Raw genomic sequence first — 20,663 nt, 5'->3', positions numbered from 1 at the left:
GCGATCAGAACTCTTCCCACTCGTCGGCGCCTGCCGTCGCGCCTGCACGCGCCGCCGGCTTGGCGGTCGACTTGGCCGCCTTCGTCGCGACCGGCGCCTTCGCCGCACGCGGGGCCGGCTTCGGACGCACGGCGATCGCGCGCGTTGGCGCGGCTTGTCGCGCTGCCGGCGCGGCAATCGACGCACCCGCATCGAGCTTGAACACACCGACTACCTGCGCCAGTTTCGCCGCCTGTTCCTGCATCGCACCGGCTGCTGCTGCCGATTCCTCGACCAGGGCCGCGTTCTGCTGGGTCGCTTCGTCCATCAAGCCGATCGACCGGTTCACCTGCTCGATGCCGCCGGTCTGCTCCTGGGTCGCGTGGGTGATTTCGGCCATGATGTCGGTGACGCGGCGAATCGATTCGACCACTTGCTCCATCGTCGCGCCGGCTTGGTCGACCAGCTTGGCCCCCAGGTCGACCTTGTCGACCGAGTCGCCGATCAGGACCTTGATTTCTTTCGCTGCCGCCGCCGAACGTTGCGCCAGGTTGCGCACCTCCGAGGCCACAACCGCGAAGCCGCGGCCCTGTTCGCCGGCACGTGCCGCTTCCACGGCGGCGTTCAATGCCAGGATGTTGGTCTGGAACGCGATGCCGTCGATGACGCCGATGATGTCGACGATCTTGCGCGAAGATTCGTTAATCGATCCCATGGTCGTGATGACCTGGCCGACGACGGAGCCGCCCTCGATGGCGACGTTCGAAGCCGTGATCGCGAGCTGGTTTGCCTGGCGCGCGTTGTCGGCGTTCTGGCGCACGGTGCCGGTCAGCTGCTCCATCGAGGCGGCCGTTTCTTCAAGCGAGGCGGCTTGTTGCTCGGTGCGGCTCGAGAGATCCATGTTGCCTGCGGCGATTTCGCCGGATGCGCCGGCGATGGTGTCGGTACCGCCCCGTACTTCGGTGACGATCTGCACCAGGCTGTCGTTCATGTGGCGCAGCGCGCGCAGCAGGGCGCCGGTTTCGTCGCGCGATGTGGCGTCGATGCGGCGCGTCAGGTCGCCGCTGGCGACCGTCTCGGCCAGGGCCACCGCTTCGCGGATCGGACGCACGATGCTGCGCGCGAGCAGCCACGCCAGTCCCGCACCCAGCAGCACCGAGATGATGGCCAGCGTCGCCAGCAGGGTTTCGCTGCCGTCGGCGCGCTCGTCGATAGTGCGTGCCGTGGTGGCGATCTGCGCGGCCTGCAGGGCGACCAGCTGCTGCATCGATTCCTGGTAAGCCTTCGCGGTTGGCGTGAATTTTTCGTCCAGAATCCTGGTCGCCAGTTCCTGGTCGCCGTCAGCCTTGGCCTTGACGGCCAGGTCGCGCGCGCTCGAATAGGCCTTGCGCTGTTCGGTGATACGGTCGAACAGGGCTTTTTCTTCGCCGTCGACGATCAGTGGCTCGATCTGCTTCATCAGTTCGGCCGAACGCTTGCCGGTCTGGGCAGCATCTTCCTTGAAGAAGGGACCGAGCGCGGGATCGCTGCTCTTGACGATCGCGGCCGTGCGGCGCACCGCAGCGAAGACCTGCATGTACCACTCGCTGATCATGCGCTCCTTGGCCAGCGGCTCGGCCAGGACCTGGGCGGTGCTGGCGGCGCCGCTGTTGACGCGTGCGATGCCGACCGCGGCGATCAGGACGGCCATGGCCAGGGTCAGCGCAAAGCCGATCGCGAGGCGCTTGCCAATATTGAGGTTGTTGAAAAAGCCCATGGTGCACCTGCCTATACAGATAAGAGAACGTCAACTGTAACCTTGACGCACGGCAATTGCAATTGCACATGGACATCAATGTGCGGTTCCAGACAATTGAGGGCAAAAGCTGTTGTCATTGCGAAACAGTCAAGGCGAGTGAACGGCGTGACCGGGCGTGCAAAGGGCAGCGATAGCCCGGCGGGAGGCTGTTGGTGAAGATGCAGGCGCCGGTTTAAGGTATAATTTCTATTTCCCGCGTGTGCCGTTCGGCACCTTCAGCACAATGACCAAATTTGTATTCGTCACTGGCGGCGTCGTCTCTTCCCTGGGCAAGGGAATCGCGGCCGCTTCTCTCGCTGCGATCCTCGAATCGCGCGGTCTCAAAGTCACGATGCTCAAGCTCGATCCCTACATCAACGTGGATCCCGGCACGATGAGCCCGATGCAGCACGGCGAAGTCTTCGTTACCGACGACGGCGCCGAGACCGATCTCGATCTCGGCCACTACGAGCGCTTCATCAGCACCCGCATGAAAAAGGTGAACAACTTCACCACCGGCCAGATCTACGAATCGGTGATCCGCAAGGAACGCCGTGGCGAGTACCTTGGCAAGACCGTGCAGGTGATCCCGCACATCACCAACGAAATCCAGGACTACATCCGCCGTGGCGCCGAAGGTGTCGATATCGCGCTGGTCGAAATCGGCGGCACCGTCGGCGACATCGAGTCGCTGCCCTTCCTCGAGGCCGCACGCCAGCTGTCGCTGCGCGCCGGCCGCAAGTCGACCGCGTTCGTGCACCTGACCCTGGTGCCCTACATCGCATCGGCCGGCGAACTGAAAACCAAGCCGACCCAGCACAGCGTGCAGAAGCTGCGCGAGATCGGCATTTCGCCCAACGCGCTGCTGTGCCGTGCCGACCGCCCGATTCCCGACGACGAACGCGCCAAGATTTCGCTGTTCGCCAACGTCGAAGAGCAGGCCGTCATTTCGGTCTGGGACGTCGACACCATTTACAAGGTGCCGCAAGTGCTGCACGATCAGGGCCTGGACGACATCATCCTGGAAGCGCTCGGCATCGAGGCACCGCCGGCCGACCTGTCGATGTGGACGAAGCTGATCTACACGCTGGAAAATCCGAAGCACGAAGTTACCATCGGCATGGTCGGCAAGTATGTCGACCTGACCGAGTCGTACAAGTCGCTGACCGAAGCGCTGCGCCACGCCGGCATCCACACCGAGAGCCGCGTCAACATCGAATACCTCGACTCGGAAGAGATCGAAAGTACAGGCTGTGAGCGTTTGGCCAAGTACGACGCGGTTCTGGTCCCGGGCGGCTTCGGCAAGCGCGGCGTGGAAGGCAAGATCATGGCCGCGCGTTATGCGCGCGAAAACAAGATCCCTTACCTGGGTATTTGCCTGGGCATGCAGGTCGCGCTGATCGAATACGCGCGCCACATGGCGGGCCTGCCGAACGCGAATTCCACCGAATTCGATCTCGAGACCGATCAGCCGGTCGTCGCCCTGATCAACGAGTGGCAGAACCACGACGGCAAAGTCGAACAGCGCGACGCGAACTCGGACCTGGGCGGCACCATGCGCCTGGGCGCCCAGACCTGCGCGGTGAACCCGGGCACGCTGGCCGCCGAGATCTACGGCAGCGTCGTCACCGAGCGCCATCGTCACCGCTACGAAGCGAACAACCATTACCTGCCGAAGGTCGAAGCGGCCGGCCTGGTCGTCGCGGCCCGTACCCCCAACGAAGACCTGTGCGAAATCATGGAACTGCCGCGCACCGGCGAGAACGCGCACCCGTGGTACATGGGCGTGCAGTTCCACCCTGAATTCAAGTCGACCCCGCGCAGCGGCCATCCGCTGTTCACGTCGTTCATCCAGGCGGCGCTCGCGCACCAGTCGGCGAACGCACCGGCGGCGGCCAATTCACCGGCCGTCGCCACGGCATCGGCTTTACAAGGAGATGCAGCATGAAACTTTGCGGCTTTGAAGCAGGCCAGGACCAGCCGATCTTCCTGATCGCCGGCACCTGCGTGATCGAATCGCGCCAGATGGCGCTCGACGTCGCCGGTACCTTGAAAGAGATCACCTCGGCGCTCGGCATCCCGTTCATCTATAAATCGTCCTTCGACAAGGCGAACCGCTCGTCGGGCACCTCGTTCCGTGGCCCGGGTCGCGAAAAGGGCCTCGAGATCCTCGCCGACGTGAAACGCACGATCGGCGTACCGGTGCTGACCGACGTCCACACCGAGGAAGAGATTCCGGAAGTGTCGAGTATCGTCGATGTCCTGCAGACCCCGGCCTTCCTGTGCCGCCAGACCGATTTCATCAACGCCTGTGCCCGTTCGGGCCTGCCGGTGAACATCAAGAAGGGCCAGTTCCTGGCACCTGGCGACATGAAGAACGTGATCGATAAAGCGCGTGCGGCCGCGGGCGCTGCTGGCTTAAATCAAGACAACTTCATGGCCTGCGAACGCGGGGTCTCGTTCGGCTACAACAACCTGGTCTCCGACATGCGTTCGCTCGCCATCATGCGCGAATCGAATTGCCCGGTGGTGTTCGATGCGACCCACTCGGTACAGCTGCCGGGCGGGCAGGGCACGTCCTCGGGCGGCCAGCGCGAACACATCCCGGTGCTCTCGCGCGCCGCGGTGGCAGCCGGCATTGCCGGCCTGTTCATGGAAACCCATCCGGACCCGGCGAATGCCATGTCGGACGGCCCGAATGCCGTGCCCTTGAACCGCATGAAGGAACTGCTCTCCACCCTGGTCGACCTCGACCGCGTGGTGAAGCGGGCAGGCTTCCTCGAAAACAGCTTCAAGATCTGACGTAAGCATATAGCCAGCAAGTCGAGGCGCCCATCGGGCGCCTCGACTTGCATCTACGAGATGATTTTTTACCCTTCTGGAGATGCAAACATGAGTGCTATCGTTGATATTATCGGCCGCGAGATCATTGACTCGCGCGGCAATCCGACCGTCGAATGCGACGTCCTGCTCGAATCGGGCGTGATGGGCCGTGCGGCTGTGCCGTCGGGCGCATCGACCGGTTCGCGCGAAGCGATCGAGCTGCGCGACGGCGATCCGAAGCGTTATTTCGGCAAGGGCGTGCTGCAGGCCTGCGAGAACATCAACACCGAAATCAGCGAAGCCATCATGGGCCTGGACGCCAACGAACAGGCCTTCCTCGACCGCACCCTGATCGACCTGGACGGCACCGAGAACAAGAGCCGCCTGGGCGCCAATGCCATGCTGGCCGTCTCGATGGCCGTGGCCAAAGCCGCCGCTGAAGAAGCGGGCCTGCCGCTGTACCGCTACTTCGGCGGTTCGGGCGCGATGCAGATGCCGGTGCCGATGATGAACGTCATCAACGGTGGCGCCCACGCCGATAACAACCTGGACATCCAGGAATTCATGATCATCCCGATCGGCGCTCCGTCGTTCAAGGAAGCGATCCGCTACGGCGCCGAGGTGTTCCATACCCTGAAAAAGATCCTGCACGCGAAGGGTCTCTCCACGGCGGTCGGCGACGAAGGCGGTTTCGCGCCATCGGTCGAGAACCATGAAGAAGCGATCAAGCTGATCATGCAGGCGATCGAGCAGGCAGGCTACGAAGCAGGCAAGGACATCGCCCTCGGCCTCGATTGCGCCGCCAGCGAATTCTACAAGGACGGCAAGTACGTGCTCGAAGGCGAAGGCCTCAGCTTGTCCGCTACCGACTTCACCAACATGCTCTCGACCTGGTGCGACAAGTACCCGATCATCTCGATCGAAGACGCGATGCATGAAGGCGACTGGGAAGGCTGGGCCACGCTGACCGCCGCATTGGGCAAGCGTGTCCAGCTGGTCGGCGACGACCTGTTCGTCACCAACACCAAGATCCTGAAAGAGGGCATCCAGAAGGGCATTGCCAACTCGATCCTCATCAAGATCAACCAGATCGGCACCCTGACCGAGACCTTCGCCGCCATCGAAATGGCCAAGCGCGCCGGCTACACCGCCGTTATCTCGCACCGTTCGGGCGAGACCGAGGACTCGACCATTGCCGACATCGCGGTGGGCCTGAACGCCCTGCAGATCAAGACCGGCTCGATGTCGCGTTCGGACCGTATGGCCAAGTACAACCAGCTGCTGCGCATCGAGGAAGACCTCGGCGATGTCGCCAGCTACCCTGGCCGTGACGCGTTCTATAATTTGAAGTAATTTGTCGTACCTGCGGGCCGGCCATGCCTGGCGCGGCCCGCGTTCCTGATTTCCTCCATGCGCATTATTACGCTCGTTCTCGCCGCCCTGCTGCTCTTGATCCAGTACCCTTTGTGGCTCGGGAAGGGCGGCATGCTGGCTGTCGCCGACCTGAAGGACCAGGTCGCACTGGCGCAGGTCAAATCCGACGGGCTCAAGGCGCGCAACGCCAAGCTCGAATCGGAAGTGCGCGACCTGCGCGAAGGCACCGGCGCCGTCGAGGAGCGCGCGCGCCTGGAACTGGGCATGATCAAGCAGAACGAAATCTTCGTGCAGGTGCTGAGGAAAGACGAGCAGCCGACCGAATCGATGACGGTGCCGCCGCCTCCGCCGCCACCCAAGCCGGGCAAGGACGGCAAACCCGCCGCCGCCAACCCGACGCATTGATCCCATGAATACCGACCACCACGACAACCCGGCAGCTTCGCTGGCAACGCTCGAGGCCTTGTCCGCGTGGCTGGCCGCAGCCTTCGAGAGCGGCGACGCCGCCATCCTCACCGACGCCTTTGCCCACGCCGCGCGCGCCGAAGGCACGACGCAGCTGGCCGCCGCCGCCGGCATCCCCCAGGCCGAGCTGCGCCATGCATTCGCTACCGGCGAGATGAGCATGGCCACGACGCTGGCGATCATGAAGGTGATCGATTTGCATATGCCGGGCGCGGCGCACTGAACCGGCTGGGGTCTGACATTCGGACACGACCTCTACCTTGGCCCGTGACGTCGAGGGCGATTGGTGTGTCGCGGCGAGCTTCGCGCCAGCGCCCGCCGGCGACACCGGTCACTTGCCGGGACGATGAACGCAAGGGCGCCGGATTGTCCTAGAATGTTCGATATCTCTTCAACCACAAGGAAGCCGACCATGAGCCAGCAACATGTCGCAGGACCGTTCGATGTGACCGTCACTCCGCAAGGCCAGCCCGAGGTACGCGACGGCGTGACCACCGGCCGCATGGCGATCGACAAACGCTACCACGGTGAGTTCGAAGGAACGGGCGTCGGCGAGATGCTCTCCGCCCTGACCGCCACCGAAGGCTCGGCCGGCTATGTGGCCATCGAGCGCGTGACCGGCACGCTGCAGGGCAGGCGCGGCAGCTTCGTCGTCCAGCACAGCGGGACGATGGCGCGCGGCGCCCAGGCACTGTCGATCAGCGTGGTGCCGGATTCAGGGACCGGCGAACTGGCCGGGATTGCCGGCACGATGCGTATCCGGATCGAGGAGCGGGCGCACTTCTACGAGTTTGATTACATCCTGCCTGCGTCGTAGGCATCGTTTGCCTACGACGCCCTTGCTGGTGGCGGATCTGTATCAGAACTTCAGCACGTCGCCGTCGGCAGGAATGCGCACACGTTGTTCGATACCATGTTGCCGGACGTGTTCCTTCAATTCCTTGCGGCTCAGCGTCATGTGGTTGATCGCGTCCATATGGGAAGCGATGATCGTCGCGTTGGGTGCGCTGCGCACCGCGTGCAGGACATCGTCCTTTCCCATGATGATGGATCCGGCAAAACCGACCATGCGGGCATCGCCAGTATTCATGATGATCACCTCAGGCTTGAATCTGGCGAGGGTCTGGTCGACGTCCGACTGCCATACCGTGTCACCGACAACATAGACGGTCTTGGCGCCGGACGCCTGGAAGACGATGCCCATCGCCTCGCCGAGTCCCGCCGCCAGTTGCGGCACGGCATACATCTCGGCGGTCCCATGCTTTCCGCCCGTCTTGCTCAACAAAACACCTTGAAACGGGGTGTTCTGGCCCAGGATGCGCACATCGGTAAATCCTTGCGCGCGAATCATTTTGGCATCGGCTTCATCCTGAACGAAAAGCGGAATGCTTCTGGGGATGAACCGGTTGTTGCCGCCGTCCCAGTGGTCGAGGTGGGTATGGCTGACGACGACGGCGTCGACACCTTTCATGATCTCCGGGACAGACATGGGGAGCTCGATCATGGGATTACGCAGTTGGCTGCGGAAAGTACCGGCGAAGCCGGGATAGGCTCCCTTTTTTGCCAGCAGCGGATCGAGCAGGAAGGTTGTACCCGCGTAGCTGATTTTTGCCGTGGCATTGCGGATCTGCTGGACCTGGACCGTCGGCTTGCCCGGCGTGGCTGCGGCGATAGCAGTGGCCGCCGGTTGCGCCGCTACGGCGGCCGTGCCAAGCAGGAGCGCGACTGCGACAGTCAGGAGGGAATTCGTTGCATGCATGTTCTTCTCGAATATCGTGGATGGGAAGCAGCATTGTGCGCGTGTCTCGCGCAGGATAAAATTGACCCAAACGTCATTTATCGATACTTTCGGGCCACGCTCCAAAGGCATTCATGTCTGCACACATACCTGTGGTCGCCCTGTTTGCGTACGCCGACTTCAGTCCGTTTCACTTTGCCGTGCCGTATATGGTGTTCAACCTGGAACTGCCTGGCCGGCGCCTGTTCGAACTGCGGATCGTCGCCTCCGGCATCCCGCCGCAGAGCGCCGAGCGTGCGATGACGGTTCAGCCGGATGGCGGCCTGGAACTGGCGGAAACAGCCGACATTCTCATCATCCCCGGTTGGTCCGATCTGGGGACGGCGCCGCAACCGGAGCTGATGACCGCCTTGACGCGTGCGCATGCACGCGGAGCGCACGTCGTAGGCTTGTGTTACGGCGCCTATGCACTGGCTTACGCCGGACTACTCGACGGCAAGCGCGCGGCGACCCACTGGATGGCCGAACGGGACTTTCAGGACCGCTTTCCGTGCGTAAAGCTGGACATGAACGCCTTGTATGTCGAAGAGGACCGGCTGATCACGTCGGCAGGCACCGGCGCCGGCCTCGACTGCTGCCTGTATCTGGTGCGGGCGTATCACGGTCCTGCAATCGCCAACAAGGTTGCGCGCATGATGGTCATACCGCCGCACAGGGAAGGAGGGCAGGCCCAATTCATCGAGCAACCGATGGCGGTCTCGACCCAGGATGCACACGTCAACAGGCTACTCGACTTCATGCGCGAACATCTCGGCAGCCAACATTCGATCGATGAACTGGCGACAAGAGCAGCCATGAGCCGACGGACTTTCACGCGCCATTTCTACAAAGCGACGGGCATGACGGTGGTGGAATGGCTGGTCAACGAACGCCTGCGGCGCACCCGCGAGTTGCTGGAAACCACATCGATGTCGGTCGAAAAAATTTCTGAACTTACAGGATTTCGGACGGCACTATCCTTGCGGCAGCATTTCAAGAAACGTTTTCAGGTCAGTCCACGAGACTGGCGCAGGACATTTGGACGGAAATCGGCGCCTACGGAAGAGCAGCCTGCGCACGAAGCGTAGCTCGTCGGGCAAGCAAGCGCTCGCGGACAGTCGAGGTCGTGTCCAGTTGTCAGACCTGACCCCAGTCGTATGGGTTATGCTGGTTGCTTCATGCACCGCCGCAGTGACCTTTCGAGCCATGAACCTGTCAACATTTATTACCCGTAACAAAGAGCAGATCCTGGTCGAATGGGAAGCATTTGCCACGACATTCGGGGCTGTGACGGATGACATGTCCGGCGAAGAGCTGCGCGACCATGCGGGGGAAATACTCGAGTTCGTTGCCAAGGACATCGAGCAGGAAGAGAGTACTGCAGAAACGGAAGCAAAATCGAAGGGGCAAAATAATGATCCCGATGACAGTGCTTCCTCGACGCACGGCAAACTGCGTTATGCGAGCGGGTTTACCCTCCTGCAGCTCATTGCCGAGTACCGCGCGCTACGCGCCAGCGTACTCAAGCTCTGGCAGCTGGACGATGCAGCCGTATCGGCCGACAATGCCGATGACGTCATGCGATTCAATGAAGCGATCGATCAGTCGCTGGCGGACGCTGCCGTCGCGTACAACGACAAAGTGAACGAAACCAGGGACCTGTTCCTGGCGATCCTGGGACATGACCTGCGTAGTCCTTTGGCCGCCACGGCGCTCGTCGGCACCTATCTGTCGCAGGCTGGCGAGCCGGACGACAAGATCCGGCAGATTGGCGTACGCCTGAAACGCAGTGCGGCAACGATGGCCGGCATGGTGAACGACCTGTTGGGACTGGCACGCACCCAGCTGGGCGATGGCATCCCCATCGAACGCCAGGAATGCGACCTGCTCCAGATCTGCAACTGGGCGATCGAAGACGCGAATGCCGCGCATCCCCGCGCCCATTTCGAGCTCAACGCCAGCGGGGAATTAATCGGGATGTTCGACGGCGCGCGGCTCCAGCAACTGCTGACCAATCTTGCCAACAATGCCGCGCAATACGGTGTGCCCGGCAAGCCGATCATCGTCGACATCGCAGGCGAGGCGAGCCGCGTGCTGCTGAAGGTGCGTAACCGGGGTGCCGTGATTCCCAAAAACGTGTTGCCGACCTTGTTCACTTCGCTAGTTCAATTGCCCGAGGAAGAGGGCAACGAGCGGCCACGCAGCAGCCTCGGCCTGGGCTTGTTCATTGCCAAGCAAATTGCCCTTGCCCATGGCGGCGATATCGATGTCGTTTCGAATGAAGCGAACGGTACGGTTTTTACGGTAGAAGTGCCCCGGCAATAACCGGCAGCGTCATGCGAGTGTTTGCAGCACCGCGCGTACGCGCTCTGGAATCGGCACCGACTTGCCGGTAGGCCGGTCCACATACACATGCACGAAATGCCCGGCTGCCGATGGCAGGGGATCGTCGTTGCGGTACAAAGCCAGTTCATAGCGCACGCTCGAATTGCCGAGCCTGGCGACGCGCACGCCGACGTGGATCGTGTCGGGGAAAGAAATCGAACTGAAGTAGGAGCACGTGGTTTCGACCACGAAGCCGACGATGTCATCAAGGTGGATGTCGAGCACGCCGCGGTCGATCAGGAAGCGATTGACCGCGGTGTCGAAGAAGCTGTAGTAGTTGACGTTGTTGACATGCCCGTAGCTGTCGTTGTCCATCCAGCGCGTAGGTAGCGCGAGGAAGTGGGGGAAGGCAGAGCGGGGCGTGTCGCGCATCGTCAACGGGTCAAGTCAGTGAATTGGATTAGTCCGACGAAGCCTCGCCCTGCGTCGAACCGGCACCCTGCTCGAGGAAGGAGCGCAGCATCCATGCGTTCTTTTCGTGGACGTCCATGCGAGTGGTCAGCATGTCGGCGGTCGGGAAGTCGTCGAGTTCGTCGGCGACCTTCACGCCCGCGCGCAGAGTGCGGGTCAGGATTTCGTTGCCGTCGACCAGCTGGCGGATCATGTCCTTGGCCGAGAGTACATTCGCCTCTTCGGTGATGCTCGACAGCTCGGCATAGCGCTTGTAGGTGGCTGGTGCGAAATGGCCCAGCGAGCGGATGCGCTCGGCGATGTCGTCCAGCGCGGTCCACTGCTCGGTGTACTGTTCCTCGAACATCACGTGCAAGGCCGAGAACATCGGGCCGGTGACGTTCCAGTGGAAATTGTGCGTCTTCAGATACAGCATGTACGCGTCCGCCAGTACGGTCGAGAGCGACTCGACGATCTTGGCGCGGTCTTCGGTGTTAATTCCGGTATCCATATGCATTGCGATTCTCCTGTTGGTGACCTGGCAGTGTTTATAAAAAATGAAACACTGCAAACAAGGCAATAGCTTAGCACCGGCGGAAAAATCATGCGGCACGATGGCCCGTTTCAAATCCGGGACATCATGGGAGCACAGCTTTAGTTGATGCTGCCGCTTGCCGGAATCAAGGTTTCTACCGGGACATCGCTGGCGAACAGTTGCGTGCAATCGACCTTGTCGAAGGCGTAGTGCTTGCCGCAGAAGTCGCAGTTGACGCCCAGTTCGCCCAGGTCCGCGAGGGCCGATTCGACTTCCGGCTGGCCCAGCATTTTCAGCATGTTGCCGACTTTTTCGCGGGTGCAGCTGCAGTGGAATTGCGGGTGCTGCGGATCGAAGACGCGGATCGTCTCTTCCCAGAACAGGCGGTTGAGCAGGGTTTCGATGCCGGTGCTGAGCAATTCCTCCTGCTTGAGGGTGCTGCCGAGCATGACCGCGCGGTGCCAGGTTTCGAGGTCTTCCTCTGCGCTGGCCTGCTGGATCTGGTCTTCCTTGCCGCTGTGGCGCGGCAGCTTTTGCAGCAGCAGGCCGCGCGAGACCTTGTCGTCGGCCGCCAGCCACAGGCGCGTGTCCATCTGCTCGGAACGCAGCATGTAGTTTTCGATGACGGTCGCCACGCTCTCGCCGTCGAGCGGCACGATGCCCTGGTAAGGCTGCTGCCCCGGCATCTTTTCAAGTGGGTCGAGCGTGATCACGAAACGCCCGCGGCGGTTGACGTTGAGCAGGTCGCTCAAGCCGGCGTCGTCCGCGATGGTCGCGTCGGGCGCCAGTTTTGCCGTGGCGCGGATGCGCAGGTCGGCGTCGCACTCGACCACCAACAGGCGCACGGGACCGTCGCCGTGGATCTGCATCACGATCGAGCCGTTGAATTTCAGGTTGGCCGACAGCAGCGCGCTTGCTGCCACCATCTCGCCGAGCATGGAGCGCACGGCCTTGGGGTAGCCGTGGCGGGCCTGGATCTCACGCCAGGTGTCGGAAATCTCGACCAGCTCGCCGCGCACGGCGGCGTTGTCGAAGATAAATTTTTGGAGGGTGTCCTTGGTATCTGGTGTCGTCATTGTCTATCCGATGTGCTTGAGCTGCGCCTTGAATAACTGGCCACGCGCCACGTAACTGGCGGCGTTGCCTTGCAGGCGCAGCAGGTCTTCTTCCGTGAGGGTCCGCACCACTTTCGCGGGCGAACCGAGTATCAGCGAGTTATCCGGGAATGCTTTGCCTTCGGTGACCAGGGCGCCGGCGCCAACCAGGCAGCCTTTGCCGATCGTGGCGCCGTTCAGGATGACGGCCTGGATGCCGATGAGCGAACCGTCGCCCACTGTGCAGCCATGCAGCATGGCCTGGTGGCCGATCGAGACGCCCTTGCCGATGACGAGCGGATAGCCCATGTCGGTGTGCATCACAGTGCCTTCCTGGACGTTGCTGTTTTCGCCGATCGTGATGCGCTCGTTGTCGCCGCGAATCGTGACCCCGAACCACACCGAGGCGTTCGCCTCCAGGGTCACCTTGCCGATCAGGGTGGCCGAATCGGCCACGAAGGCCGATGCATCGATCTCGGGCGCATGCTCGCCCAGCTGGTAAATCGCCATGGATGTGCTCGCAGAAGATTGAAAGGACCTTATTTTACGCCCTCGCGTCCCCTGTCGTTGCACACCGTCGATGGCGGGCAAATGGGGGTGACCGGCAGGAATTCAACGGCATGCGTATAATCCGAACGATCGTACTTTTTTAGCCAGACATGACACCTTCCCGTTCCGAATTCCTCACCATCCGCGGCCTGCGCACCCATGTGCGCCACTGGGGCCGCGCAGGCGCGCCCATCCTGTTCATGTCGCATGGCTGGATGGACATGTCGGCCTCGTTCCAGTTCGTGGTCGATCACATGGAGGGCGAGTGGCACGTGATCGCCAACGACTGGCGCGGTTTCGGCTTGTCCGAGCGCACGCATTCGGATACCTACTGGTTTCCGGATTACGTGGCCGATCTCGACGCCTTGCTTGCGCATTATTCGCCGCATGAACCTGTGAATTTGCTGGGGCACAGCATGGGCGGGAATGTCGTGAGCATGTATGCCGGCGTGCGGCCCGAGCGCGTCAAGAAGCTGATCAACCTGGAAGGCATTGGCCTGATGGGGGCAAAGCCGGAGCAGGCGCCCAAGCGCATGGCGAAATGGCTCGACGAGCTGCGCACGCCTCCCGTCATGCGCGGCTATGCCAGCCTGGACGAGGTAGCGGGGCGCTTGCAGAAGACCAATCCGCGGTTGCCGGGGGCGCGTGCGGCCTTCCTCGCGGAGCATTGGTCGGCGCGCAGCGATTCAGGTGAATACGCCATCCTGGGCGATCCGGCGCACAAGATGTCGGGGCCGCTGTTGTATCACCTCGACGAGATGATCGCGATGTGGAAGCGCATCAGCGCGCCGGTGCTGTGGATCGAGGCGGCGCAAACCGAGATGTGGCGCTGGATGGGGCCGCAGGAAGAGATGCGGGCGGAGGTGGACCGGCGCCTGGCGCACATGGCGAGCGTCGAACAACATACCGTGGCGGAGGCGGGGCATATGGTGCACCACGATCAGCCAAAGGTGTTGGCAGAGTTGATTGAAGGGTTTTTGGAAAAGTAATGTGCGGGCGCAGGGGTGCAAAGAAAATTTGCATCCTGGCCTTCAATTGCAAAGAATATTTGCCATTCTATCAATGCCGGGTTTCTGGCGGCGGTATTTCCCACGCATCGTTACGCCCATCGACGTAGCGCACCGGCGCGGCCAGTAAATCTTCCACAGGCAGATCATCCAGGCTCGCCACCGTCACGGCGTGAAATGCACCGAGGCGCGGCGAATGTCCGGTCGAGAAAACCTTGATGCCGCAATGCCGGAAAAAATAATGGCCGTCGCGTTTCGACTGGAAGCGGTATTCGCCGAGCGCAGCCTCGCCCGCCAGCAGTTGGAACGCGCTGCTCGGCACTTGCACCGCCCAGAAACGCATCTTCTTGCAGATCGAGCAATCGCATTTGATGGTGCCGGCGGTGATGTCGATGTCGGCCTCGTAGCGCACCGCGCCGCAGTGGCAGCTGCCGTGGTAAGTCTTCATCGTTCATCCTGAAAATGAAACAGACACTCTAGCATTGCCGGCCCGGCAGTCGGACACTGCGTACCGGGCCGTTCAATGCGGCGTACAATGTTTGCTCGTCCAGAAAAGCGGTTTGCATATGCTGAAAGTCGATCTCCACTGCCATTCCAATGTCTCCGACGGCGTGCTCGCACCCGCGCCGCTGGCCGCCTATGCGCGCAAGGGCGGGGTCGAGGTCTGGGCCCTGACCGACCACGACGAAGTGAGCGGCATCAAGCCCGCCCGCGCGGCAGCCGTCGAGCAGGGCATGCGCTTCGTGCCGGGCGTTGAAATCTCGATTACCTGGGCCAACCAGACCGTGCACCTGGTCGGCCTGCAGATCGACGAGGACAACCCGGAGCTGCTCGCGGGCCTGGCCAAGACCCGCCTCGGGCGCGACGCGCGCGGGCGCGAGATCGCCGCCCAGCTGGAAGAAGCCGGCATCCCGCACGCCTATGAAGGCGCGCTGAGCTATGTCGGCAACCCGGACCTGCTCTCGCGTACCCACTTCGCGCGCTACCTGGTCGAATGCGGCAAGTGCGACACCACATCGGAAGTGTTCCGCCGCTTTCTCACCGAAGGCAAGCCTGGGTATGTGCCGCACCGCTGGGCCGCCCTGTCAGAGGCGATGGGCTGGATCCACAGCGCCGGCGGCATTCCCGTGATCGCGCACCCGGGGCGCTACAAGTTCTCGCAAACGGCCGAAGGCGCGCTGTTCGACGAATTTCGCGAGCTCGGCGGAAATGCGATCGAGGTGGTCACGGGCAGCCATACGCCGGACCAGTATGCGATCTATGCCGAGGTGGCGCGGCGTTACGGTTTCCTCGCTTCGCGTGGGACCGATTTCCATGCACCGGGGGAGGCGCGGGTGGAGTTCGATGCCTTGCCGCCCTTGCCGGGCAGTGTGACGCCGGTGTGGCACGACTGGTTTTAAGTTGGCCCACCCTGCTTAAGTCGGCCATAAGCCTCTTACCCTTGAATTTTCCCTCTGGCACCCTTATCTTGGCAGCCTGTTAACGTCATTCTGCCCCGGAGGCACTCCATGAAGCGCATTGTATTATTCCTCGCCACCAACCTTGCGGTTGTGCTGGTGCTGACGGTCGTCCTGAACCTGCTCGGGGTCGGACGTGCGGTGAGCGCACAGGGGATCGATGTCGGCGCGCTGGCCGTGTTCTCGCTGGTGGTGGGCTTTACCGGCTCGATCATCTCGCTCCTGATGAGCAAACCGATGGCCAAGTGGTCGACCGGCGCGCGCGTCATCGAGCAGCCGGCCAACTCGACCGAACTGTGGCTCGTCGACACTGTCCGTCAACTGTCGGAACGCGCAGGCATCGGCATGCCGGAAGTGGCCGTGTACGACGGCGAGCCAAACGCGTTCGCCACCGGCGCGTTTAAAAATTCGGCCCTGGTCGCCGTCTCGACGGGCCTGTTGCAAGGCATGAACCGCGATGAAGTCGAAGCCGTGCTCGGCCATGAAGTCGCGCACATCGCCAACGGCGACATGATCACGCTGACCCTGATCCAGGGCGTGGTAAACACCTTCGTCGTCTTCTTCGCGCGCGTGGTCGGCTACTTTGTCGACAAGATCCTGCTGCGTAACGAGGGCGGCCGCGGCATCGGCTACATGGCGGCCGTGTTCGTCTGCGAAATCCTGTTCGGCCTGCTCGCCTCGATCATCGTCGCCTGGTTCTCGCGCAAACGGGAATTTCGCGCCGATGAAGGCTCCGCGAAACTGCTGGGCAGCACCGTGCCGATGCAGAACGCGCTCGCCCGTCTCGGCGGCTTCCAGCCGGGCGTCTTGCCTTCGTCGATGAGCGCCTCGGGCATTTCCGGCAGTGGCGGCGGCTGGGGTGCGCTGTTCTCGACCCACCCGCCGATGGAAGAACGGATCGTGGCCTTGCAGGCACTGCGCCAGGCGGGTGCCCAATGAGCCAATTCTTCCAGATCCATCCCGAAAATCCCCAGAAGCGCCTGATCGCGCAGGCGGCGCAGATCATCCGCGCCGGCGGCGTGGTCGCGCTGCCGACCGACTCGGCCTATGCGCTGGTGTGCCAGTTGGATGACAAGACGGCCGTCGAAAAACTGCGCCGCGTGCGCGGTATCGACGACAAGCACCATTTGACGCTGCTGTGCCGCGACCTGTCGGAAATCTCGAAGTACGCGCGCGTCGACAACGCCCAGTACCGGTTACTCAAGGCCACCATGCCGGGGCCCTACACGGTCATCCTGGAAGCCACGCGCGACGTGCCGCGCCGCCTCTCTCACCCCTCGCGCAAGACGATCGGCCTGCGCGTGCCGGAAAACCTGATCACGCTGGCGCTGCTCGAGGAACTCGGCGAGCCGCTGATCGGCACCACCCTGCAGTTGCCTGGCGACGCGTACATGCTTTCCGACCCGGACGAGGTGCGCGAGCGCCTGGAGAAGCAGATCGATCTCGTGATCGACGGCGGCGCCGGCATGCTGGAGGCGACCACGATCATCGACCTGACCAGCGCTGAACCGGTGCTGGTGCGGGCAGGACGCGGGGACCCGGCAGCCTTTGGTTTATAAGCCGCCCCAGCCGCTGCTGTCCACCACGCCGGGCCCTTGCGCCCCGCTCTGCTAGAATCGCTCCCCTATGGATGAAATCGTTCGCAACATCGCAGTCTACGCGCTGCCCGTACTTTTCGCGATCACCCTGCACGAAGCCGCCCACGCTTACGCAGCCCGCTATTTCGGCGACAACACGGCCTATGCGCAGGGGCGCATGACCTTGAATCCCATCTCGCACATCGATCTGTTCGGGACCATCATCATTCCGGTCGCGCTGTACCTGACGTCCGGTTTCGTGTTCGGCTATGCCAAGCCGGTGCCGGTCCAGTTCGGCAACCTGCGCAATCCGAAGCGCGACATGGCCTGGGTCGCGCTGGCCGGTCCCCTTGCGAATTTCGTGATGGCCGTTATGTGGCTGATCTTTGCCGTGGTGCTCACCGCCATGGACGTGAGCGAGGACTTCCCGCACAAGGTGGCGCAGGCGGGCATCGTGACGAACTTGCTGATCTTCGCTTTTAATTTGTTCCCGCTGCCGCCGCTCGACGGCGGGCGGGTGGTGACGAGCATGCTGCCGCATGGCCTGGCCTTCAAATTCGCCAAGATCGAGCCGTACGGCTTCTTCATCCTGCTCGCGCTGCTGTACTTCAACCTGCTGGCCTTCTGGGTGCAGCCGGTGATGTGGCTCGGCGCCCAGGCGGTGAAACTGATCGCGACCCCATTCACCTTCTTCCTGACCTGATGCATACGCCGACGCTCGACGCCTCCCCCTGGGTTCGCCGTTTCGCCGCCGGTGTGCCGGCCGGCGAGGTACTCGATCTTGCCTGCGGCAGCGGGCGCCACGCGCGCCTGTTTGCGTCACTGGGCCATGCGGTGATCGCAGTCGACCGCGACCCGCAGGCGCTGGCGCTGGCCGCCGGCCCCGGCATCATGACACGCGACATCGACCTGGAAGAAGAGGGCGCGCGCTGGCCTTTCGAAGCGGGCCGCTTCGCCGGCATCGTGGTCACGAATTACCTGCATCGTCCCTTGTTCAATGACCTGCTGAAGAGCCTGGCACCGAACGGCCTGCTGATCTACGAAACCTTTGCGCTCGGCAACGAAGCCTTCGGCAAGCCCTCGAATCCGGCCTTCTTGCTGCACCCGGGCGAGCTGCTGGACGTTGCCGCACAGGGCGGCTTGCGCGTGCTGGCGTTTGAAGACGGCGTCGTCACGCAGCCGAAGCCGGCCCGCGTGCAGCGCCTGTGCGCTGCGGGGCGGGCGCTGCCGCACACCGAGGGTAAGCTCGACCATTTAGTTGGTAGGGAATGAACCATATTGGCGGACGATCCGCTACAATCAGATTTTCTTTTTCGGCACGTACCACTGATTATGATTAAGGGCAGCATTGTAGCAATCGTCACGCCGATGTTCGAAGACGGCAGTCTCGACATGGACGGCCTGCGCACACTGATTGACTGGCACGTGGAGGAAGGTACCGACGGCATCGTGATCGTCGGCACCACCGGCGAATCGGCCACCGTCACACCCGAAGAGCACGTCGAACTGATCAAGCTGACCGTGGATCACGCCCGCGGCCGCATTCCGATCATCGCCGGCAGCGGCGGCAACTCGACCGCCGAGGCCATCGCGCTCACGCGCGCCGCAAAGGACGTCGGCGCCGACGCCTCGTTGCAGGTGGTCCCGTATTACAACCGTCCGACCCAGGAAGGCATGTACCGCCACTTCAAGGCGATTGCCGAAGCGGTCGACCTGCCGATCATCCTGTACAACGTGCCGGGCCGCACCGTTGCCGACATGAGCAACGAGACCATCGCGCGCCTGGCGCCGATCGACAATATCGTCGGCGTGAAAGACGCGACCGGCAATATCGGCCGCGGCATCGAACTGCTGCGCATGGTCGACAAGTCGTTTGCCGTGTACTCGGGCGACGACCCGACCGCGATGGCGCTGATGTTCTGCGGCGGCGCCGGCAATATTTCGGTGACGGCCAACGTCGCGCCGCGCGCCATGCACGAGCTGTGCATGGCGGCGATGGCGGGCGACCTCGCGCGCGCCATCGACATCAACAACCGCATGCTCGACCTGCATGCCAGGCTGTTCGTCGAACCGAACCCGGTGCCGGTGAAGTGGGCACTCGCCGAGATGGGCAAGATGCCCGCCGGCCTGCGCCTGCCGCTCGTGCCCTTGTCGAGCCCATTCCACGACACCGTCCGCGCCGCCCTGCGCGCCGCCGGCCTCGTCCCGCAATCCTGATTCCCGCAAGGGTCTCCGTTTACAGAGTTGACATCGTAACGATATGATTAAAAGCAACAAGAAGACTTTCCCGCTTGCGAACGTTTCCGCGCCATTGCGCGTGCTGACCATGGGCGCCATGGCGCTCTCGCTGGCGGCATGCACCACCGTTTTCGAATCCGACAAGGTCGACTACAGGTCGTCCAAAAAAGCGGCATCGCTCGACGTGCCGCCGGACCTGACCCAGCTCCAGAAGGACAATCGTTACGCCGTGCCGGAAGGCCGTGGCGTTGCCACCGCCTCCGGCATGCAGGCTGGCGCCGGTTCTGCTGCGCAGCCAGGCATGGTGGCGATGCCTGCCGCCGGCGGCGCCCCCGTGGGCCCGGTCGCGACCGAGGCCGTGAGCGTCGAGCGCGCCGGCGACCAGCGCTGGCTGGTGGTCAAGCAGACGCCTGAACAGCTCTGGCCGCAAGTGCGCCAGTTCTGGGAAGACGCCGGCTTCCCGCTGGTCTCCGAGTCGGCCACGACCGGAATCATGGAAACCGAATGGGCCGAGAACCGCTCGAAGATTCCGCAGGACATCGTGCGCCGCACGATCGGCCGCGTGTTCGACCGCGCTTACTCGACCGGCGAGCGCGACAAGTACCGCACCCGCCTCGAGCGCCTGCCGGACGGCTCGACCGAGATCTACATCAGCCACCGCGGCGCCGAAGAAGTGCTCACCGGCGCCCAGAAGGAAACGACCACCTGGACCGTGCGCCCGAACGATCCGGCCCTGGAGGCCCAGTTCCTGGCACGCATGGTCGCGCGCCTGACCGGCGCCACCGAGCCGGCCGCGGTGAAAGCCGCCGAAACGACCGTGGCGAACGCCGCCGCGGCGCCGCAGCAAGCCACATTGGTCGGCGACCGCGTCGAAATCGGCGAGGGCTTCGACCGCGCCTGGCGCCGTGTCGGCCTGGCGCTCGACCGCGTCGGCTTCACCGTCGAAGACCGCGACCGTGTGCAGGGTGTCTACTTCGTGCGCTATGTCGATCCGGATGGCTCGAACGGGGACGGCTTCGTCAAGCGCCTGTTCAGCTTCGGCGACTCCGACAAGGCCAAGGAAGCCCAGCGCTACCGCGTGGTGGTCAAGGCCGAGCCGAACGCCAGCGTGAGCAACGTGACGGTGCAGGACAATGCCGGCGCGGCCGATGTCTCGCCGACCGGAAAGAAGATTTTGTCGCTGCTGAATGACGAGCTGAAGTAATCGTTGTTGGTATGAAAAAACCGGCTCACATG

At 62.9% G+C, this 20,663-nt stretch carries 23 protein-coding genes; 16 read left to right on the top strand and 7 right to left on the bottom strand.

The annotated features are described in order from the left end of the window. Window positions 1-4: 4 nt before the first annotated feature. Window positions 5-1,735, bottom strand: a complete 1,731-nt coding sequence (locus tag ACHAC9_RS09660; RefSeq protein WP_435759527.1) for a methyl-accepting chemotaxis protein — start codon at window positions 1,733-1,735, stop codon at window positions 5-7. 265 nt (window positions 1,736-2,000) lie between these two features. Here ACHAC9_RS09660 and ACHAC9_RS09655 point away from each other — a divergent pair, with 265 nt between their 5' ends. From ACHAC9_RS09655 to ACHAC9_RS09630, 6 genes are all read left to right on the top strand, one after another. Further along, window positions 2,001-3,704, top strand: coding sequence for a CTP synthase (locus tag ACHAC9_RS09655; RefSeq protein WP_435759525.1), 1,704 nt, complete (start codon window positions 2,001-2,003; stop codon window positions 3,702-3,704). Further along, entirely contained in the window at window positions 3,701-4,558 is an 858-nt protein-coding gene (gene kdsA / locus ACHAC9_RS09650) for a 3-deoxy-8-phosphooctulonate synthase (RefSeq protein ID WP_435759523.1), read from the top strand. The genes ACHAC9_RS09655 and kdsA overlap by 4 nt, the downstream gene beginning before the upstream one ends. A 90-nt stretch (window positions 4,559-4,648) precedes the next feature. After that, complete coding sequence (gene eno / locus ACHAC9_RS09645; RefSeq protein WP_435759521.1) at window positions 4,649-5,932, top strand: phosphopyruvate hydratase; 1,284 nt, start codon at window positions 4,649-4,651, stop codon at window positions 5,930-5,932. 57 nt (window positions 5,933-5,989) lie between these two features. Continuing rightward, on the top strand, window positions 5,990-6,358 hold the full coding sequence (gene ftsB, locus ACHAC9_RS09640) for a cell division protein FtsB (protein WP_435759519.1): 369 nt from the start codon (window positions 5,990-5,992) through the stop codon (window positions 6,356-6,358). 4 nt (window positions 6,359-6,362) lie between these two features. Continuing rightward, complete coding sequence (locus ACHAC9_RS09635; protein ID WP_435759517.1) at window positions 6,363-6,641, top strand: DNA-binding protein; 279 nt, start codon at window positions 6,363-6,365, stop codon at window positions 6,639-6,641. Window positions 6,642-6,830: 189 nt separating this feature from the next. Continuing rightward, window positions 6,831-7,235 carry a DUF3224 domain-containing protein gene (locus ACHAC9_RS09630; RefSeq protein WP_435759515.1) on the top strand — a complete coding sequence of 135 codons (405 nt, stop codon included), beginning with the start codon at window positions 6,831-6,833 and terminating at the stop codon, window positions 7,233-7,235. Between the two features lie 42 nt (window positions 7,236-7,277). On the opposite strand, the gene ACHAC9_RS09625 is transcribed toward ACHAC9_RS09630, so the two are convergent. Then, on the bottom strand, window positions 7,278-8,177 hold the full coding sequence (locus tag ACHAC9_RS09625) for an MBL fold metallo-hydrolase (RefSeq protein ID WP_435759513.1): 900 nt from the start codon (window positions 8,175-8,177) through the stop codon (window positions 7,278-7,280). Between the two features lie 113 nt (window positions 8,178-8,290). Here ACHAC9_RS09625 and ACHAC9_RS09620 point away from each other — a divergent pair, with 113 nt between their 5' ends. Together ACHAC9_RS09620 and ACHAC9_RS09615 are read left to right on the top strand one after the other, a co-directional pair. Further along, window positions 8,291-9,283, top strand: coding sequence for a GlxA family transcriptional regulator (locus ACHAC9_RS09620; protein WP_435759511.1), 993 nt, complete (start codon window positions 8,291-8,293; stop codon window positions 9,281-9,283). Window positions 9,284-9,329: 46 nt separating this feature from the next. Then, window positions 9,330-10,520 carry an ATP-binding protein gene (locus ACHAC9_RS09615; RefSeq protein WP_435759509.1) on the top strand — a complete coding sequence of 397 codons (1,191 nt, stop codon included), beginning with the start codon at window positions 9,330-9,332 and terminating at the stop codon, window positions 10,518-10,520. Between the two features lie 9 nt (window positions 10,521-10,529). On the opposite strand, the gene ACHAC9_RS09610 is transcribed toward ACHAC9_RS09615, so the two are convergent. The 4 genes from ACHAC9_RS09610 to ACHAC9_RS09595 form a co-directional block, all read right to left on the bottom strand. After that, the gene (locus ACHAC9_RS09610) at window positions 10,530-10,952 is read right to left on the bottom strand and encodes an acyl-CoA thioesterase (RefSeq protein ID WP_435759507.1); all 423 of its coding nucleotides are present in this window, start codon (window positions 10,950-10,952) and stop codon (window positions 10,530-10,532) included. Window positions 10,953-10,980: 28 nt separating this feature from the next. Beyond that, the gene (locus ACHAC9_RS09605) at window positions 10,981-11,487 is read right to left on the bottom strand and encodes a Dps family protein (protein WP_435759505.1); all 507 of its coding nucleotides are present in this window, start codon (window positions 11,485-11,487) and stop codon (window positions 10,981-10,983) included. Window positions 11,488-11,624: 137 nt separating this feature from the next. After that, window positions 11,625-12,581, bottom strand: a complete 957-nt coding sequence (gene hslO / locus ACHAC9_RS09600) for an Hsp33 family molecular chaperone HslO (RefSeq protein WP_435759503.1) — start codon at window positions 12,579-12,581, stop codon at window positions 11,625-11,627. A gap of 3 nt (window positions 12,582-12,584) precedes the next feature. Then, window positions 12,585-13,109: a gamma carbonic anhydrase family protein gene (locus ACHAC9_RS09595; protein WP_435759501.1), complete on the bottom strand. Its 525-nt coding sequence runs from the start codon at window positions 13,107-13,109 to the stop codon at window positions 12,585-12,587. A 149-nt stretch (window positions 13,110-13,258) separates the two neighbouring features. Between ACHAC9_RS09595 and ACHAC9_RS09590 the strand changes: the two genes are divergently transcribed. Next, window positions 13,259-14,137 (top strand): alpha/beta fold hydrolase, encoded by an 879-nt coding sequence (locus ACHAC9_RS09590; protein ID WP_435759499.1) that lies wholly within the window; start codon window positions 13,259-13,261, stop codon window positions 14,135-14,137. A 70-nt stretch (window positions 14,138-14,207) separates the two neighbouring features. Here the strand turns inward: ACHAC9_RS09590 and ACHAC9_RS09585 are convergent, their stop codons facing one another. Continuing rightward, window positions 14,208-14,603 (bottom strand): GFA family protein, encoded by a 396-nt coding sequence (locus ACHAC9_RS09585; RefSeq protein WP_435759497.1) that lies wholly within the window; start codon window positions 14,601-14,603, stop codon window positions 14,208-14,210. A gap of 118 nt (window positions 14,604-14,721) precedes the next feature. On the opposite strand from ACHAC9_RS09585, the gene ACHAC9_RS09580 reads away from it, so the two are divergent. From ACHAC9_RS09580 to bamC, 7 genes are all read left to right on the top strand, one after another. Then, a complete protein-coding gene (locus ACHAC9_RS09580; RefSeq protein WP_435760052.1) occupies window positions 14,722-15,555 on the top strand; it encodes a 3',5'-nucleoside bisphosphate phosphatase in 834 nt (277 codons plus the stop codon). 108 nt (window positions 15,556-15,663) lie between these two features. Beyond that, window positions 15,664-16,551, top strand: coding sequence for a protease HtpX (gene htpX / locus ACHAC9_RS09575; RefSeq protein WP_435759495.1), 888 nt, complete (start codon window positions 15,664-15,666; stop codon window positions 16,549-16,551). Further along, entirely contained in the window at window positions 16,548-17,171 is a 624-nt protein-coding gene (locus tag ACHAC9_RS09570; RefSeq protein ID WP_435759493.1) for an L-threonylcarbamoyladenylate synthase, read from the top strand. Before htpX ends, ACHAC9_RS09570 begins: the two co-directional genes overlap by 4 nt. A 67-nt stretch (window positions 17,172-17,238) precedes the next feature. Further along, entirely contained in the window at window positions 17,239-17,892 is a 654-nt protein-coding gene (locus ACHAC9_RS09565; RefSeq protein ID WP_435759491.1) for a site-2 protease family protein, read from the top strand. Next, window positions 17,892-18,461: a class I SAM-dependent methyltransferase gene (locus ACHAC9_RS09560; RefSeq protein ID WP_435759489.1), complete on the top strand. Its 570-nt coding sequence runs from the start codon at window positions 17,892-17,894 to the stop codon at window positions 18,459-18,461. The genes ACHAC9_RS09565 and ACHAC9_RS09560 overlap by 1 nt, the downstream gene beginning before the upstream one ends. A 60-nt stretch (window positions 18,462-18,521) precedes the next feature. Next, complete coding sequence (dapA, locus tag ACHAC9_RS09555) at window positions 18,522-19,406, top strand: 4-hydroxy-tetrahydrodipicolinate synthase (protein WP_435759487.1); 885 nt, start codon at window positions 18,522-18,524, stop codon at window positions 19,404-19,406. 43 nt (window positions 19,407-19,449) lie between these two features. Continuing rightward, window positions 19,450-20,631: an outer membrane protein assembly factor BamC gene (gene bamC / locus ACHAC9_RS09550; RefSeq protein WP_435759485.1), complete on the top strand. Its 1,182-nt coding sequence runs from the start codon at window positions 19,450-19,452 to the stop codon at window positions 20,629-20,631. Window positions 20,632-20,663: the final 32 nt, after the last annotated feature.

Origin of the sequence: Massilia sp. CMS3.1, assembly GCF_051262535.1 — a bacterium.
In the GTDB taxonomy this organism is placed as follows: Bacteria; Pseudomonadota; Gammaproteobacteria; order Burkholderiales; family Burkholderiaceae_D; genus Telluria.
The sequence above is the reverse complement of the archived record's forward strand: the minus strand, read 5'-3'. Positions and strand labels throughout refer to the sequence as shown.